We start from the raw sequence: 16,627 nt of genomic DNA, 5'->3' as shown, positions 1-16,627 counted from the left end.
CGGCCGGCGTAGAAATCCTCCGCACGAGCCTCTCGACGGTAGGAGTTTCCCCGCGTGTCCTCAACGTCAATCCCGCAGCCGGCTACGATCCATTCGCGCATCGGCGCGATCCTGCGCGCCACCAGCGGCAATTTCCTCGAGCAGTTCGACTTCTTCCTGTTCGGGTTCTATGCCCCGATCATCGCCAAGGCGTTCTTCCCATCGGAGAACGAGACTGCATCTCTGCTGAACGCCTATGGCGTGTTCTGGCTCGGCGCCCTGATGCGGCCGGTCGGCGCGATCGTGCTCGGTGCCTATGTCGACAAGATCGGCCGGCGCCAGGGCCTGATCGTGACGCTCGGCATCATGGCGGTCGGCACCGTTGTCATCGCGTTCTGCCCGACCTATGCGACGATCGGCATCGCGGCCCCGATCATCGTGCTGCTCGGGCGGCTGTTGCAGGGCTTCTCGGCCGGCGTCGAGCTCGGCGGCGTGTCGGTCTATCTGTCCGAGATCTCCACGCCCGGCAATCGCGGCCTCTACACCTCGTTCCAGTCGTCCAGCCAGCAGGTCGCGATCTTCGTCGCGTCGGTCATCGGCTATGTGCTCAACCAGGCCATGCCGGCGGACATGGTGGCGGCCTGGGGCTGGCGCATCCCGTTCTTCATCGGTTGCCTGATCATTCCGCTGATCTTCTTCCTGCGCCGCACGCTGGAGGAGACGCCGGCCTTCCTCGCGATGAAGAAGCACCCGACCGCGCGCGAAGTATTCGCCTCGGCGCTGGAGAACTGGCGCATCGTGATCCTCGGCATGATGATCGCAGTGCTGACCACGACGATGTTCTACTTCATCACCGTCTACGGTCCCGGTTTCGGCAAGGAGCTGAAGCTGTCGGCGGCGGATTCACTGCTCGTCACTTTGCTGGTCGCCGTAACCAACTTCTTATGGAATCCGGTTGGCGGCGCGGTGTCGGATCGGATCGGACGCAAGCCGGTGCTGGTGACCATCGCGGCTCTGGCGTTGCTGACCGCCTATCCCGCCTTGCACTGGCTCGCGGCGGCGCCGAGCTTCGGCAAGCTGCTCGCGGTCGAAATGCTGTTCTCGTTCTATTTCGGCGTCTACAGCGGCACCATGCTGGGCTGCCTGGTCGAGATCGTGCCTGCGCATGTCCGCACCACCTGCTTCTCGATCGCCTTTGCGCTGGCGGCTGGGCTGTTCGGCACCGCGACGCCGACGGTCTCGACCTGGCTCATCAACAAGACCGGCGACAAGGCCTCGCCCGGCTACTGGCTGATGTGCGCCGCCGTGCTCGGTATCATCGCAGCGATGACCGTCTATCGCGGCGGCCGCCAGGCCGTCGCGGCGCGCGAGCCGGTCATTGCGTGATCGCTGCGAGGGGCAGCGCCTTCCTTGGCGCGCGCTTTCGGCGCATGATGGTGGGGAATGAACAGCAGCCGGCGGCAGCGGGTGTCGACGCTGCCGAAGGATGACCGCCATGCAGCACCTCATCGCTGTCGCCGAGAAGGTCGCGGCGCGGCTGATCGCCAACAAGCAGACCATTGCCGTTGCGGAGTCCTCCGCCGGCGGCCTGATCGCGGCGGCGCTGCTCGCGGTGCCCGGCGCCTCCGCCTATTTCCTCGGCGGCGCCGTGGTCTATACGCGCGACGCCCGCCGCGTGCTGATGGACATTCCGGACGAGGCGATGAAGGGCATTCGCTCGGCGTCGGAGCCTTATGCGGAGCTGCTGGCGCGGCAGATCAGGACACGGTTTGCGACCGATTGGGGCTTGTCGGAGACCGGCGCGGCCGGCCCGACCGGTAACCGCTATGGCGACGCCGCTGGCCATGCCTGTTTCGCGGTGGCCGGCCCCGCGACCGCTGTAGTCACCCTGGAGAGCGGCCGCAGCGACCGCTTTGCCAACATGCAGCTGTTCGCGAAAAGCGCGCTGGAGCTGTTGCTGACGAAGCTCGACCAATAAAATCGGTGTCGTCCCGGGCAAGCCCGGTGACGCAAAGCGTCAGCGGGCGCAGACCCGGGACCCATACCGCGTGATCTCGCTTGAGGCAGGCCACACGTTGAGCCCTCGGGCAAGCCAATGTCCGCCGGTGGCTATGGATCCCCGCGTTCGCGGGGATGACACTGAGTTTGGGGCAGCGCCAATGGTCTCGAAGCAGCGGCGTGATCGCCCTTGCCTCACTTCTCCCGGAACGCACGCATCAGCTGGTCGTGCAGCGGCTTCATCAGGTAGGAGATCACGGTGCGGTCGCCGGTCTGGACGAAGGCTTCGACCGGCATGCCCGGAATCAGCTTGACGTCGCCGAGCCGGGCGATCTCCTCCGGCGGCATTGAGACGCGGATGGTGTAATAGCTCTGGCCGGTGCGCTGGTCGGTGGTGACGTCGGGCGAGACGCGGCTGACGACGCCATTCAATTCCGGCGTGGTGCGCTGGTTGAAGGCGGAGAGCCGCAGCAAAGTCTTCTGGCCGACCTGCAGCTTGTCGATGTCCTGCGGATTGACCTTGGCTTCGACCTGGAGGTCGTCGCTCTGCGGCACGATCAGCATGATGGCGTCGCCCGCGGTGATGACGCCGCCCACGGTGTGGACGGTCGACTGCAGCACCATGCCGTCCTGCGGCGCGCGGATGTCGACGCGGCGCAGCTGGTCCTCGGCGGTGACCTTGCGCTCGACAAACTCGCCGATCTTGTCGGTGGTCTCGCGCAGGTCCTTGGACACCTCGCTCACCATGTCCTTGTCGACCTGGATGATCTGCAGCTCGGTCTCGCTGATCTTGCCCTTGGCCTGGGCGCGGGCCGCGATGAACTGCGCGCGCTCGCCATTGAGGCGGGCGGCGTCGCGCTCCAGGGCGGTCAGGCGCGACAGCTGCACCAGATGCTGCTCATACAGCTGGCGCACGCCATCGAGCTCCTTCTGCACCAGCGCGATCTCCTGGTCCTTGGCGCTGACCTGCGCCGAGAGGCCCTCGATCTCCTCGTTCAGCTGGGTGACGCGCTCGCGCAGCTGCGCCTTCTGCCCGACGCGGCCGTTGACGCGGACCTCGAACAGCTTGGTCTCGGAGGCGAGCAGGCTGTTGACGTCGGGATCGCTCAACCGCTGCAGCAGCTGCGGCGGGAACAGGATCTTGGCCCAGCCGCGCTGCTCCGCCTCGAGCCGGGCGGCGCGCGCCTGCAGCGCGTCGAGATTCTTGGTGACGATGGCGAGGCTCGCCTTGGTCACGGTGTCGTCCAACCTGACAACGATGTCGCCGGACTTGACGACGTCGCCGTCGCGCGCCCTGAGCTCGCCGACCACGCCGCCGGTCGGATGCTGCACCTTCTTGACGTTGGATTCGACCACGATCTGGCCCGGCGCGATCAGCGCGCCGGAGATCTGCTGCGTCGCGGCCCAGCCGCCGAGCCCGCCGGCGACTGCAACGACGACGCCCATGCCGACCAGCAGGTGACGCCTTATCGACTCGCGCACGCTCTCCGGCTTGCGCGCCCTCGGAAGAGGACCTGCGACGACTTGACTGCTCATGACTTCGTCACTCCGGCCTCCGAGACGATCTTGATCGGTGCCGGCGGGCGCGGCTGAAGCACCTGCGCCAGCACCGTCTCCTTCGGACCGAAGGCCTGCGCGCGGCCGTCCTTCATGACCAGGACCTGGTCCACCGCCTCGATGCCGATCGGCCGGTGTGCGACGATGACGACGATCGCGCCGCGCGCCCGCGCCGAGCGCACCGCGCGCGACAACGCCTCGTCGCCTTCGGTGTCGAGATTGGAGTTGGGCTCGTCGAGCACGATCAGGAACGGATTGCCATAGAGCGCGCGCGCCAACGCCACGCGCTGCGCCTGGCCCGCCGAGAGCGCGGCGCCCTGCTCGCCGATCTCTGTATCGTAGCCGTCGCGCATCTTGATGATCATGTCGTGCACGCCGGCCTCCTTGGCGGCGGCGATGATGCCGTCAGCGGAGGCTTTCGGATCGAAGCGGCAGATGTTCTGCGCCACGGTGCCGCCGAACAGTTCGACATCCTGCGGCAGATAGCCGATGTGGCGGCCGAGCTCGTCCGTCGACCATTGGTCGAGCGCCGCGCCGTCGAGCCGGACATGGCCGCGCACCGGACGCCAGACGCCGACCAGCGCGCGGACCAGCGACGACTTGCCCGACGCGCTCGGGCCGATGATGCCAAGGCCGTTGCCGGCGGACAGCGCGAAGCTCACGTCCTGCACGATCGCCTTCTGATCGCCGGGCGCGACGATCGAGATGGCCTCGACCGAGAGCTTGCCGACCGGCGGCTGCAACAGGGTCGGCGCCGGTCGCTGCGGCATCGTCTGCAACAGATGGCTGAGACGGCGCCAGCTCTGACGCGCGGCAACGAAGCTCTTCCAATGCGCGATCGCGAGATCGACCGGCGCCAGCGCCCGCGCGCTCAGGATCGAGCCGGCGATGATGATGCCCGCGGTCGCCTCCTGATGGATCACGAGATAGGCGCCGACCGCGAGCACCGCGGACTGCAGCATCATGCGCAGCACCTTGGCGATGGCGCCGAGACCGCCGGCGACGTCGCTGGCGCGCTGGTTGCCGGCGAGATACTTTTCGTTGGTCTCGCTCCAGCGCGACAGCATGCGCCCGGTCATGCCCATCGCGACCAGCACCTCCGCGTTGCGCCGGCTTGCGGTGGCGAGATCATTGCGGCGGGCGGCGAGCCCCATCGCCTCCTTGGCGGGAGTGCGGGTGAGGAATTCGGTGATCAGCGTCAGGGTGACGAGGATGATGGCGCCGGCCAGCGCGGTGACGCCGAGCATCACGTGAAAGGCGAAGCAGATCGCCAGATACAGCGGCAGCCACGGCAGATCGAAGAACGCGCCCGGCCCCTGGCTGCCGAGAAAGCTCCTGATGTTGTCGAGGTCGCGCAACGGCTGCAGCCCTTCGTTGCGACCGCCGGCCGCCAGCGGCAACCGCACCACGGTGTCGAACACCCGCGCGTTCAGGCTCTCATCCAGGGCGGTGCCGATGCGGCCGAGAATACGGCTACGGATCATGTCGAGCGCGCCCTGAGCGGCGTAAAGCCCGGCGGCGATGATGATCAGGCCGATCAGGGTCGGCACGGACCGGCTGGGCAGCACCCGGTCGTAGACCTCGAGCATGAAGATCGAGCCGGTAAGGTAGAGCAGGTTGATGATGCAGCTCATCGCCCCAACGCCGATGAAGGCGCTGCGGCAACCGCGCAAGGCATCGCTGAGCTCGGATTGCCTCACGTGAGGTGCGGCCGCCATCACCACCATCTCTTCAATTGATCAAATGAGCTGCATGACCGCCGATCAAAAGCACAAACTGGCGGCAAACAAGGCGAAATATACTGATTCCTGCGGTGAGCGTCCAACGATGCTCACTTTAGCGTAAATTAGCTATGTGCTTGGGTATGTCGCGTGGCGCAGTGCAAACGTTCAGCCACGCCGGATCGCAAGCCCTAGAGCCGCCCGCCGGTCCGCACGAGCCGCACCACCAACAGAAGAATGATGGCGCCGAGCGCGGAATAGACGATTTCCGACACGAGGCCGGTCCCGATCCGGACGCCAAGCCGCGGGAAGATCAGGCTCGCGACCAAAGCGCCGAGCACGCCGATCACGATGTCGCCGACCAGCCCGAAGCCGGTGCCGCGCACGATCTTGCCCGCGAGCCAGCCTGCAACCAGGCCAACGAACAGAATGACCAGGATACCTTCGTTCGATACGTGCATGGCGCGTCCTCATCCGGCGCGGACGATCGGTCCCACGCGTGCCAGCACCTTAGCGAGGCCGCCGCGACGCTTCGACACGCGATGCACGGTTTCGGCCGGTGAGTAGCGCGTTTCGGGCGAACCGTTACGTCGCCGCCACACTTGCCGGCGCCTCGGCCAGGATACAGCGCGCCAGCCGCTGCGGCCCGAGCGCAATGTTCGGCGGCATCGCCTCCGAGCAGCGCGGCTGCGCCAGGCTGCAGCGCGGTGCGAACGAGCAGCTCCGCGGCGCCCGGTCGAGCGAGGGTGGCGTGCCGGGAATGGTCTGCAGCCGCTCGCCGCGCTTGGCACCGTGGATCGTCGAAGCCAGTAGGCCGCGCGCGTAGGGGTGCACGGGTTGGCGCACGATCTCGCGCAAGCTGCCCTGCTCCACGATCTCTCCGGCATACATCACGGCGAGGCGGTCGCAGATCTCGATCGCGACGCCGATGTCGTGGGTGACGAAGATGACGGACATGCCGAACTCGCGCTGCAGTTCGCGCAGCAGCAGCAGGATCTGGATCTGCACGGTGGCGTCGAGTGCGGTGGTGGGCTCGTCCGCCAGCAACACTTTCGGCCGGCACGCCAGCGCCAGCGCGATCATCGCCCGCTGGCGCATGCCGCCGGACATCTCGTGCGGATAGGACTCCAGGCGACGCTTCGCCGAGGGAATCCTGACGACGTCGAGCATCTCCAGCGCCCGCGCCTGCGCTTCTGCAAAACTCTTGCCCTCGTGCCGCATGACGGTCTCGGCGATCTGCCGGCCGATGGTATAGACCGGATCGAGTGCAAGCCCCGGCTCCTGGAAGATCATCGACACGGAGCGGCCGCGAAACTGCGACAGCTCCTCGTCGTTCATCGCCAGCACGTCGCGGCCCAGCGCCTTGACACTGCCTGAGATCTGCGTCCGCTTGTTCGGCAGCAGCCGCATCAGCGCGCGCATCGTCACGCTCTTGCCCGAGCCGGACTCGCCGAGCAGGCCGAGCACCTCGCCGTCGCCGAGCGACAGGCTGACGTCGTTCACCGCATGCACGGTGCGCTCGCCGGTGAAGCGGATGGTGAGATTGTCGATCTCGACGAGGTTGGTCATGGGGAGGCTATCTCACCTTGCCGTCAGGAACGCCGTGGCCAATTGCGAAGTGAGCTGCCACCCTCCCCTGGAGGGGGAGGGTCGGCTCGCACGAAGCGCAGCGGGAATGCGAGACGGGGTGGGGTGACAGCCCCTCCATGGACTCGCTTCCAAGGGGAGAGGCCGTCACCCCACCCCGATTGCGCATGCCATGCGCAATCGACCCTCCCCCTCCAGGGGAGGGTGAGATCGTCGGACGGTATGCACAGGTCTCCCTCATGGCAGCGTCGGCACCCTGGCGTGGAAATCAGTCGCGCGCTGGAAGGCGGCGCCGATGGTCAGGATCGTCGCCTCATCGAACGAGCGGCCGATCAGTTGCATGCCGACCGGAAGACCCGTCGACGTGAAGCCGGTCGGGATCGCCAGCGATGGCAGGCCGAGATAGTTCACCGGGCGGGTGAAGCGGGTGATGCGCTGGATCACGGCCTCCGCACCCGGCGCGCCGCCAACGTCGCTCTCGACGATCGAAGGTGTCACCAGCGGCGACACCGGTGCGACCACCGCATCGACGCCTGACGTCGCTGCGACATGCGCCGCCAGGGCAGCACCGCGCCAACGCAGCGCTTCGAGATAGGCGACGCCGGAGACGGCCAGCGCGTTCTGCAGCCGCATCAGCACCTGGGGGCCGTAGTCCTGCGGCCGCTCGATCATCCAGCGCTTGTGGAAGGCGGCCGCCTCGACCGCTAGCACGAGCTGGCAGGCCGCGGTGAGCTGGCGCTGATCCGGCAGCTCGACCTGAACCACATCGGCGCCCTCGGTCTTCAGGACCGCGATCGTCGCATCGAGACAGTGCGCCACCTCAGGATCGAGGTCGTCGACATAGAACGCCTTGGGCACGCCGATCCTGAGACCCTTGATCGAGGCCTGGGTGGCCGCGACATAGTCCGGCACGGTCGCGGAGCTGGCGGTCGGATCCTCGGGATCAGGACCGGCCATCAGCCCGAGCAGCAACGCGCAATCCTCGGCAGTCTGAGCAAGAGGTCCGACCGTGTCGAGCGACTGCGACAGCGGCATCGCACCGGCGCGGCTGACGCGGCCCCAGGTGACCTTCAGGCCGGTGACGCCGCAGAAATTCGCGGGCATGCGGATCGAGCCGCCGGTGTCGGAGCCGAGCGCCGCAAAGGTGAGACGCGCGCCGACCGCCGAGCCGGAGCCGGACGACGAGCCGCCGGTGACGTAGCCGAGCTTCCAGGGATTGTGCACCGGACCGTAATGCGCGTTGTGGCCGGTCGGGCCATAGGCGAACTCGGCCATCTGCAAGGTGCCGAGCCGGATCGATCCGGCATCCTTCAGCCGCTGCAGCGCGGTCGACGTCGTCGTCGCCACGAAGTCGCGCCGGATCAGCGAGCCGCAGGTCGAGATGTGGCCGGCCTCGTAGTACATGTCCTTGTGGGCGAGCGGCACGCCATGCAGCGGGCCCTTCTGGCCGTCCTTGGCCAGGGCGGAATCGGCCTCGGCGGCCGCCTTCAACGCCGGCTCGGACTCGATCGCCATGAAGGCGTTCAGCTTCGGCTGCCATTGCGCGATGCGGTGCAGGCAGGAGCGCGTCACCTCGACCGAAGAGAGCTTCCTGTCCGCGATCGCCTTCGCGACGTCGGTCAGGGTCATCAAGGAAGGTTCGGTGCTCATCGGCCCACCTTCAGCGTCTGCGCCACGACGTAGCTCGCAGGCTCCAGGTCGAACGGCAGGGTGCCGGCGACCGCGGCGAAGTTGTCGAAGGCCGGTCCGATCGAGTCGGCGATGCGGGTCGCAACCTCCTTGTCGACGGGCAGCCCGGAGGCCTCCGCGATGGCACTGACTTGTTGGGGCGTGGGTCTGGTCATTCCGCTTCTCGCTGCTGGTGTCTGCCCGTCAGGCGGCCGGCGCCCGGCTGTGTCCCGAACCTGGGATCGCCATGTGGCAGGCGGCCTGATGGCCCATTGTATCCAGCTCCGTCAATCTTGGCGCGACATTCGAGCAGGGCGCTTCCGCAAACGGGCAGCGGGTGTGGAAACGGCAGCCGGCCGGCGGATCGATCGGGTTCGGCGGATCGCCCGAGAGCGGCGGCGTCTCGGTGCGCCGGTCCGGATCGGATGACGGCATCGCCGCCAGCAGCGCCCGCGTATACGGGTGCGCCGGCTTGGCCCAGACCTGCTCGACCGGACCGAGCTCGACGACCTCGCCGAGATACATCACCAATACGCGATCGGAGATGTAGTTGATGACGTTGAGGTCGTGGCTGATGAACAGATAGGTCAGGCCGAACTCGCGCTTCAGGTCCATCAGCAGGTTCAGCACCTGCGCCTCGACCGACTTGTCGAGCGCCGACACCGCCTCGTCGAGGATCACCAGGCGCGGCGACAGCGCGAGCGCGCGGGCGATGTTGACGCGCTGGCGCTGACCACCGGAGATCTCGTGCGGATAACGGTTGGCGAAGGTTTCGGGCCTCAGGCCGACCTTGCCGAGCAGCTCGCGGGCGAGCGCCCGTGCCGCGATGTCGGTCATGCCGTGCACCTTCGGCCCGAACGCGATCGACTCCTCGATCGTCAGCCGCGGATTGAGCGAGGCATAGGAATCCTGGAACACCATCTGCATGCCGCGACGCAGCTCGCGCAGTGACATCTCATGCCCGACCTGGCGGCCGTCGAAGATGATCTCGCCGGCATCCCGCTCCATCAGGTGCATCAAGAGCCGCGCCGTCGTCGACTTGCCGCAGCCGGATTCGCCGACGATGCCGACGGTCTCGCCCTTGCCAATGGCAAACGAGACATCGTCGACCGCGCGCACCGTCTTGCGCGCACCGAACAGCCCGCCACGGACGGGGAAGTGTTTCGTCAGACGATCGACCCGCAGCAGCGGCTGCGCCTTGCCGCCGAGGTCCTCGATCGGCTCCAGGCCGGTGACTGCCGTTGCTTCACTCATGATCATCAGCTCCGGATGTCCATGGCGCTGCGCAGGCCGTCGCTGAGCAGGTTGAAGCAGATGGAGACAGCAAAAATCATCACGCCCGGCAGCGCCGCCACCCACGGATTGACGTAGATCGCGGTGCGGAGCGTGTTCAGCATCAGGCCCCATTCCGGCTCCGGCGGCTTGGTGCCGAGACCAAGGAACGAGAGGCCCGCAGCGAGGATCATCGATACCGAGATCAGGCCGGTGGCGTAGACGAAGATCGGCCCGAGCACGTTGCCGAGCATGTGCGCGCGCATGATCGTGAACGATGAGGCACCGGAGGCCCGCGCCGCCTCGACGAAATCGCGGTTGCGCACACCCGTGGTGACGCTCTCGGCGACGCGGGTGATCTGCGGCACGAACACGATGGTCAAGGAGACGATGGAGTTGGTGATGCCGGCGCCGAGCGCGCCCGAGATCGCGATCGCCAGCAGCACCGAGGGGAAGGCGTAGAACACGTCGATGGTGCGCATGATCGCGGTGTTGACCCAGCCGCCGACATAGCCGGCGACGAGGCCGAGCAGCGTGCCGATGCCGAAGGCGAGGATCACCGGCGAGATGCCGATCAGCAGCGACAGCCGGCCGCCATAGATCAGCCGCGCCAGCATATCGCGTCCGAGCTCGTCGGTGCCGAGCGGATAGCTCGGCGTGCCGATGTGGCGCAGGCGGCGGATCATCGAGCCCTGATAGGGATCGGCGAGATGCAGATAGGGCGCGAGCAAAGCGGAGAGCAGGATCAGCATCAGGACCGCGACGCAGACCATGCTGACCTTGTCCCTGACGATGCGGCGGCCGACGGTCGCCCAATAGCCGCGTGCGTTCGCGACCGGTGCGGCCTGCAGCGAGGCGTCGTTCATCGTGCTCGTAGGACTGACGCTCACCGCACTAGCCTCGCTTGATGCGCGGATCGATCGCGGCCTGCGCGATGTCGACCACGAGGTTGAGGATGACGAAGAACATCGCGAGCACCAGGATCGTGCCCTGCAAGAGCGGCAGATCGCGCTGGAAGATCGCCGAGTTCAACAACAGCCCAGAGCCGGGCCATGAGAACACGGTCTCGATCAGGATCGAGCCGCCGAGCATGTAGCCGAGCTGCAGCCCCATGATCGCCAGCGCCGTCGGTGCGGCATTCTTCAGCACATGGCGGAACACATGGGTCTCGCGCAGCCCCTTGGCACGCAGCGCCTCGACGAAATCCTGGCTCAGGATGTCGCCCGTCAGCGCGCGCACGGTGCGGGTGATGATGCCCATCGGGATCACCGACGTGGTGATCGCGGGCAGCACCAGGAAGCGGATATGCGCCCAGTCCCACGCCCAGGCGCCCGAGCCGGACGGACCCGCGCCCACCGCGGGCAGCCAGTTCAGCTCGACCGAGAAGATGATCACCAGGACCATGCCGAGCCAGTAATGCGGCACCGAGACGCCGGCGATCGCGATCGAGGTCGCGACCTTGTCGATCCAACTATCGCGGAAATAACCGGCGACGAGGCCGAAGAACAGGCCGAGCGAGAAGCCGATGATGGCGGCCGCGATCGCGAGCGTGACAGTGTTGGACACCGCGCGCAGCACTTCCGCCAGCACGGGGCGACCGGTCGCGATCGAGCTGCCGAGATCACCATTGACCGCGCGCCACAGCCATAGCCCGAACTGCACCGGCAGCGGCTTGTCGAAGCCATAGGCGACGCGGAGCTGCTGCGCGAGCTCCTGCGACGCGTCGGCCGGCAGCACCGCGACCAAGGGATCACCGGGCGTGATGTGAACGAGCATGAAGCAGACGAGCGCGACGCCGATGATGATCGGAATCGCATAGACCATCCGCCTGGCAGCATAAGAGAGCACGAGTCACCTTGTTCTGACCTTCTCCTTGGTGAAAGAAGGTGCCAATGGAACTCCCCTCCCCCTTGCGGGGAGGGGTCGGGGGTGGGGGTCCACACGAAGACTCCCGCCGGAATACCCCCCTCCCCGACCCTCCCCCACAAGGGGGGAGGGAGCGCAACGGCGCACGTGCAGAGACTACCCCTCTATCAAGATCACGGCTCCACCGAGATCGGTGAGAAGTCGATGAACCAGCTCTTCGGCTGCACCACGCCCTTGACCTTCGGGCTCATGGCGCGCGGGCCGACGTCGTGGGCGACGTAGAGGAACGCCGCGTCGTCGACCGAGGCCGCATGCAGCTCGGCGAGCGCCTTGTCGCGCTCGGTGGGATCGAAGGTCTGGCGCGCCTTCTTCACCAGCTCGTCGAACTTCGGATTGTTGATGAAGCCCCAATTGTTGGACACCGGCGGCGCCATCGATGACTGCAGGAAGCGGACCAGCGCGAAGAACGGATCCATCGCCGCATAGGTGACGTTGGTGGCATTGGCGCCGTTGGCCGAGGGATCCTTGGCGCCGCGGCGCCAGTTGGTGAACAGCGTGTTCCACTCGATGACGTCGAGCTTGACGTCGAAATAGCACTCGGCCAGCGCCTGCTGCAGATATTCGTTCATCGGCAGCGGTTGCATCTGGCCCGAGCCCGACGCCGAGGTCTGCGTCTTGACCTCGAGCTTCTTGTTCGGGCCGTAGCCGGCCTCCTGCATCAGCTTCTGTGCGGCCGCCTTGTCGTACTTGATCTCGAAGGTGACATTGCCGCGCCAGGGATGGCCCTTCTCGAAGGTGCCGGTCGCCGGCACCATCAGTCCGGCGAGCAGACCATCCTTCAGGCCTTCGCGATCGATGCAGAGATTGGCGGCCTTGCGGACGCGGATGTCGTTCCAGGGCGAGCCTTCGACGCGCGAGAACTGCCAGGGCCAGACATGCGGCTGCTCATTGGCGTAGAGCTTGAAGCCGCGCTGCTTGATCTCGGGTAGCGCATCCGGCGCCGGCGCCTCGACCCAGTCGACCTGACCCGACAGCAGCGCCGCGGTGCGCGCATTGGCTTCCGGCATCGGCAGCAGGATCATCTTGTCGGACTTCGGCACGCGCGCCTTGTCCCAATAGGCCTCGTTCTTCGACAGCTCCAGCCGCTCGCGCGGCGTGAACTTGGTCATCTTCCACGGGCCGGTGCCAGAGGCGTCCTTGGCGAAGGCGGCCCAGGCGGCTTGCGACTTCGCCTTGTCGTCGGCGCCGGTCGCGGCCTCATAGAGCTTCTGCCACTTGGTCGGGCTCGCCATGAACAGGTTGGTGAGGTTGATCGGCAGGAAGCTGTCCGGCTCCTTGGTCGTCAGCTCCACCGTGAGATCGTCGATCTTGCGCGCCGACGCCAGCGTCGGCATGCGCGAGGCGGTGACGCCGACCTGGCTCGGATCGAACTGCGGCGCGTCTTGCTTCAGCACCTTCTCGACGTTCCACACCACGGCATCGGCGTTGAACGGCGCGCCGTCATGGAAGGTGACGCCGGGACGCAGCTTGAACGTCCATTTGGTCTTGTCGGCGTCGTCGACCTTCCATTCGGCGGCGAGGCCGGGAATGACGACGCTCGGCTTGTCCGCCGACGACAGGTCCCACGCCGTCAACGCGTCATACATGGTGAGGCCGGTGAAGCGGTTGCCCTCGAAGCCCTGGTCGGGCTGGCCGAGCGTGCGCGGAATGTCCGCCGCAGTCATGCCGATGCGCAGCACGGATTCCGCGCAGGCTTGCGCCGGCAGCGCGAGGACCGAGACCGTCGTCATCATGGCAGCCGCAACAGCCGCACGTTCCTTCATTGAGGTCGCAATACGCGAAAGCACGATCAACATCTCCGATCAAGCTGGCTAAATTCTGTGCATCGTTATGCAACGGCTATGCCAGCGGTGCCTTCGCGCACGGCCCTGCGACGCGAGGTCACAACCGTTTGTACTCAAATGATCACGACCGGGGCTTGGCACCCGGATTGCAGGTTTCGCGGATCGAATTGATCCGATTGCCACGGAGCTTCACCCGCATGCGTATCCTCAACTCACTGCTTGCCACCGCGCTTGCGCTCGGCCTCTCTGCCGGCGCGGCGCGGGCCGAAACCGTTCTGCGCTACGGCATCTCGATGGCCGACATCCCGCTGACGACCGGCCAGCCCGATCGCGGCGCCGGCGCCTATCAGTTTACCGGCTATACGATCTATGATCCGCTGGTCGCGTGGGACATGAGCACAGCCGACAGACCGGGCAAGCTGATTCCGGGTCTCGCCAGCGAGTGGAAGGTCGACGAGGCCGACAAGACCAAGTGGCGCTTCACCCTGCGCAAGGGCGTCAAGTTCCACGACGGCAGCGACTTCAATGCCGACGCGGTGATCTGGAATCTGGACAAGGTGCTCAACGATAAGGCACCGCAGTTCGACAAGCGGCAGAGCGCGCAGGTGAAGACGCGGCTGCCGTCGGTGGCGCGCTACGCCAAGATCGACGACTCCACGGTGGAGATCACCACCAAGACGGTCGACTCCTTCTTCCCCTATCAGATGCTGTGGTTCCTGATTTCGAGCCCGGCGCAGTATGAGAAGCTCGGCAAGGACTGGGACAAGTTCGCCAGCCAGCCCTCCGGCACCGGCCCGTTCAAGCTGACCAAGCTGGTGCCGCGCGAGCTCGCCGAGCTCACGAAGAATTCCGAATATTGGAACAAGGACCGGCTGCCGAAGACGGACAAGCTGGTGCTGGTGCCGATGCCGGAGGCGCTGACGCGCACCAACGCGCTGCTCGCCGGCCAAGTCGACCTGATCGAGACGCCGGCGCCGGACGCCGTGCCGCAGCTCAAGGCGGCCGGCATGAAGCTCGTCGACAACGTCACGCCGCATGTCTGGAACTATCATCTCAGCGTGCTGCCGGGATCGCCCTGGACCGACATCCGGCTGCGCAGGGCGCTCAACCTCGCCATCAACCGCGACGAGGTCGTCGGGCTGATGAACGGCCTGGCCAAGCCGGCCAAGGGCCAGGTCGACCCGTCGAGCCCGTGGTTCGGCAAGCCGAGCTTCGAGCTGAAATATGATGTCGCCGCCGCCAAGAAGCTGGTCGAGGAGGCCGGCTATTCGCCAGCCAAGCCGCTGAAGACGACCTTCATCATCGCGCAGGGTGGCACCGGCCAGATGCTGTCGCTGCCGATGAACGAATATCTGCAGCAGAGCTTCAAGGAAATCGGCATCGACGTCGACTTCAAGGTCGTCGAGTTGGAGACGCTGTACACGCATTGGCGCAAGGGCGCGGCGGACGAGATGAACGCCGGCATCACCGCCAACAACATCGCCTATGTCACATCGGACCCGCTCTACGCGATCGTCCGCTTCTTCGCCTCCGACCAGATCGCGCCCACCGGCGTCAACTGGGGCGGCTACAAGAACCCCAAGGTCGATGCGCTGATTGCTGAAGCCAAGCAGACATTCGATCCAGCCAAGCAGGACGAGTTGATCGCGCAGGCGCATGCGGCTGTGGTCGACGATGCGGTGCTGGTCTGGGTCGTGCACGACACCAACCCGCACGCGCTAGCGCCGAAGATCAAGAAGTTCGTGCAGGCGCAACACTGGTTCCAGGACCTGACGACGATCGGGGCGGAATAACTGACCGGGCCGGCTGCTGTCGCGCTCGCAAAGCAAGAAGCCCGGCGTTTTGCCGGGCTTCCTCTTCAGCACGATAGCCAATATTTCATTTCCCGAAGGCGCCCGAGTCAAATTTGTAGGAGGCCTGGAGAAAGCCACCGTACCGCTCGTAGCTGAAGGTCGTGGGCGACCCCGGGACTCCAGGAAATTGGGTGGTCCCACTGGTCGTCCGGGCGTACCAATAGCGGCCACCGACGCCGACGCTGAAATTTCTCGTCACGTCGTATGACACAACGCCCTCGAGCTGGTAGCCCCAGCCATTTCCAGATTGCGGAAGCGGATTGATGTCTGGCCGCAGCCAGTGATTGTCGAATCCGCTCAGCCGGACATAGGGCAGAACGGCGCCATCGAGGGTGACGTTCCAGTTCTGGCCGAGCTTGAAGACGCCGTTCAACCCCACACGGAGCGAATCCCAGTTCTCGGTCTTGCTGAGCACCAGCACGCCCCCCGCAACAGGATCGAGACCACAGATAAACGGATTGGTCGCGACCTGGATACATCCGTATGCGTTGACGGTTTCGTAGAAATGGTTGTAGCCGATGAAGCCGCCGACCTTGAACGCCGGCCCTCTCCAGAAATTGTAGCCGGCGTCGATCGTGCCGTACCAGAGCCTGCCGCTGTTCACGCTGCTGTCCGTATTCGAGTACGGAATGACGGCTGGCGGGAAGTCTTCGTCGTTGAGCCTGCCGCTGAAGATGTTGCCACCGCCCGCAAAGCCCTTGGCGAAGAAACCCAGACTGTGATCGGCCCTGGCGAACCCCTCGCCGGCATGGCTGTTGAGATTCTTGTAGGTCAGCAGAGAATTGGTTTGGCCAGCGACGAAAGGATCGCCCAACGTGTAGCGGGTGCGGCCCGAACTGTAGAAATAGCGGGCGCCGACCTCGAACTCCCACAGCGACACCGGCGGAGGCGGCGCCTTGACCGGGAGATCCGCGGCCGACACCGCGCCGGCCCCGAGCACACAAGCCACAGCAGCGATGAGGCTGCCCGCAACTGGTAGAGTGAGACGCTTGATCGCACCCCGTGCCGGCCTGCCCTGCGTCAAACCAGCCGCACTCCTGTCCTCAGAAGACTGCATCGATGCCCCCCTCTGCAGCTCTTTCTATCTTGAGTAGAGCCATGCTATAAGTTCGCGCAGACTCATGCAATCGCCGTCACATGACACAAGTTGCTTCTTATCCCCCTGTTGCAACCTCGCAACAAACGCAATGCGCTCGACGCCTGCTCGATTGCGCTATCCTTGTACCCGTCCCGCGGACTGGAGCGCGCTATCGTTCGGTCAAGCTCGTCATCCTGTCGCTCG

Annotated in this window: 14 protein-coding genes; 3 read left to right on the top strand and 11 right to left on the bottom strand. The window is 65.9% G+C overall.

What is annotated here, in order from left to right:
- Positions 1-54: 54 nt before the first annotated feature.
- Both QX039_RS24030 and QX039_RS24025 read left to right on the top strand, forming a co-directional pair.
- The gene (locus QX039_RS24030; RefSeq protein ID WP_315734810.1) at positions 55-1,365 is read left to right on the top strand and encodes an MFS transporter; all 1,311 of its coding nucleotides are present in this window, start codon (positions 55-57) and stop codon (positions 1,363-1,365) included.
- A gap of 109 nt (positions 1,366-1,474) precedes the next feature.
- Positions 1,475-1,957: a CinA family protein gene (locus tag QX039_RS24025; RefSeq protein ID WP_315734812.1), complete on the top strand. Its 483-nt coding sequence runs from the start codon at positions 1,475-1,477 to the stop codon at positions 1,955-1,957.
- Between the two features lie 215 nt (positions 1,958-2,172).
- Here the strand turns inward: QX039_RS24025 and QX039_RS24020 are convergent, their stop codons facing one another.
- The 10 genes from QX039_RS24020 to QX039_RS23975 form a co-directional block, all read right to left on the bottom strand.
- Positions 2,173-3,513 carry an HlyD family type I secretion periplasmic adaptor subunit gene (locus tag QX039_RS24020; RefSeq protein WP_315734814.1) on the bottom strand — a complete coding sequence of 447 codons (1,341 nt, stop codon included), beginning with the start codon at positions 3,511-3,513 and terminating at the stop codon, positions 2,173-2,175.
- A complete protein-coding gene (locus tag QX039_RS24015; RefSeq protein WP_315734816.1) occupies positions 3,510-5,252 on the bottom strand; it encodes a type I secretion system permease/ATPase in 1,743 nt (580 codons plus the stop codon). The genes QX039_RS24020 and QX039_RS24015 overlap by 4 nt, the downstream gene beginning before the upstream one ends.
- A 194-nt stretch (positions 5,253-5,446) precedes the next feature.
- On the bottom strand, positions 5,447-5,716 hold the full coding sequence (locus tag QX039_RS24010) for a GlsB/YeaQ/YmgE family stress response membrane protein (protein WP_315713716.1): 270 nt from the start codon (positions 5,714-5,716) through the stop codon (positions 5,447-5,449).
- Between the two features lie 124 nt (positions 5,717-5,840).
- On the bottom strand, positions 5,841-6,824 hold the full coding sequence (locus tag QX039_RS24005; protein ID WP_315734818.1) for an ABC transporter ATP-binding protein: 984 nt from the start codon (positions 6,822-6,824) through the stop codon (positions 5,841-5,843).
- A gap of 255 nt (positions 6,825-7,079) precedes the next feature.
- On the bottom strand, positions 7,080-8,492 hold the full coding sequence (locus tag QX039_RS24000) for an amidase (RefSeq protein WP_315734823.1): 1,413 nt from the start codon (positions 8,490-8,492) through the stop codon (positions 7,080-7,082).
- Complete coding sequence (locus QX039_RS23995; RefSeq protein ID WP_006611297.1) at positions 8,489-8,686, bottom strand: hypothetical protein; 198 nt, start codon at positions 8,684-8,686, stop codon at positions 8,489-8,491. Before QX039_RS23995 ends, QX039_RS24000 begins: the two co-directional genes overlap by 4 nt.
- A gap of 28 nt (positions 8,687-8,714) precedes the next feature.
- A complete protein-coding gene (locus QX039_RS23990) occupies positions 8,715-9,764 on the bottom strand; it encodes an oligopeptide/dipeptide ABC transporter ATP-binding protein (RefSeq protein WP_315734826.1) in 1,050 nt (349 codons plus the stop codon).
- 5 nt (positions 9,765-9,769) lie between these two features.
- Complete coding sequence (locus QX039_RS23985) at positions 9,770-10,648, bottom strand: ABC transporter permease (RefSeq protein ID WP_315735697.1); 879 nt, start codon at positions 10,646-10,648, stop codon at positions 9,770-9,772.
- A gap of 28 nt (positions 10,649-10,676) precedes the next feature.
- Positions 10,677-11,630: an ABC transporter permease gene (locus QX039_RS23980; RefSeq protein ID WP_315772647.1), complete on the bottom strand. Its 954-nt coding sequence runs from the start codon at positions 11,628-11,630 to the stop codon at positions 10,677-10,679.
- Positions 11,631-11,821: 191 nt separating this feature from the next.
- The gene (locus QX039_RS23975; RefSeq protein WP_409998893.1) at positions 11,822-13,471 is read right to left on the bottom strand and encodes an ABC transporter substrate-binding protein; all 1,650 of its coding nucleotides are present in this window, start codon (positions 13,469-13,471) and stop codon (positions 11,822-11,824) included.
- Between the two features lie 218 nt (positions 13,472-13,689).
- Between QX039_RS23975 and QX039_RS23970 the strand changes: the two genes are divergently transcribed.
- A complete protein-coding gene (locus QX039_RS23970; RefSeq protein ID WP_315772648.1) occupies positions 13,690-15,285 on the top strand; it encodes an ABC transporter substrate-binding protein in 1,596 nt (531 codons plus the stop codon).
- Positions 15,286-15,370: 85 nt separating this feature from the next.
- On the opposite strand, the gene QX039_RS23965 is transcribed toward QX039_RS23970, so the two are convergent.
- Positions 15,371-16,402, bottom strand: a complete 1,032-nt coding sequence (locus tag QX039_RS23965; protein ID WP_315772650.1) for a hypothetical protein — start codon at positions 16,400-16,402, stop codon at positions 15,371-15,373.
- Positions 16,403-16,627 lie beyond the last annotated feature (225 nt).

Origin of the sequence: Bradyrhizobium sp. SZCCHNR1043, from assembly GCF_032489675.1 — a bacterium.
GTDB lineage: Bacteria > Pseudomonadota > Alphaproteobacteria > Rhizobiales > Xanthobacteraceae > Bradyrhizobium.
This window is presented reverse-complemented; position numbering and strand designations above follow the sequence as displayed.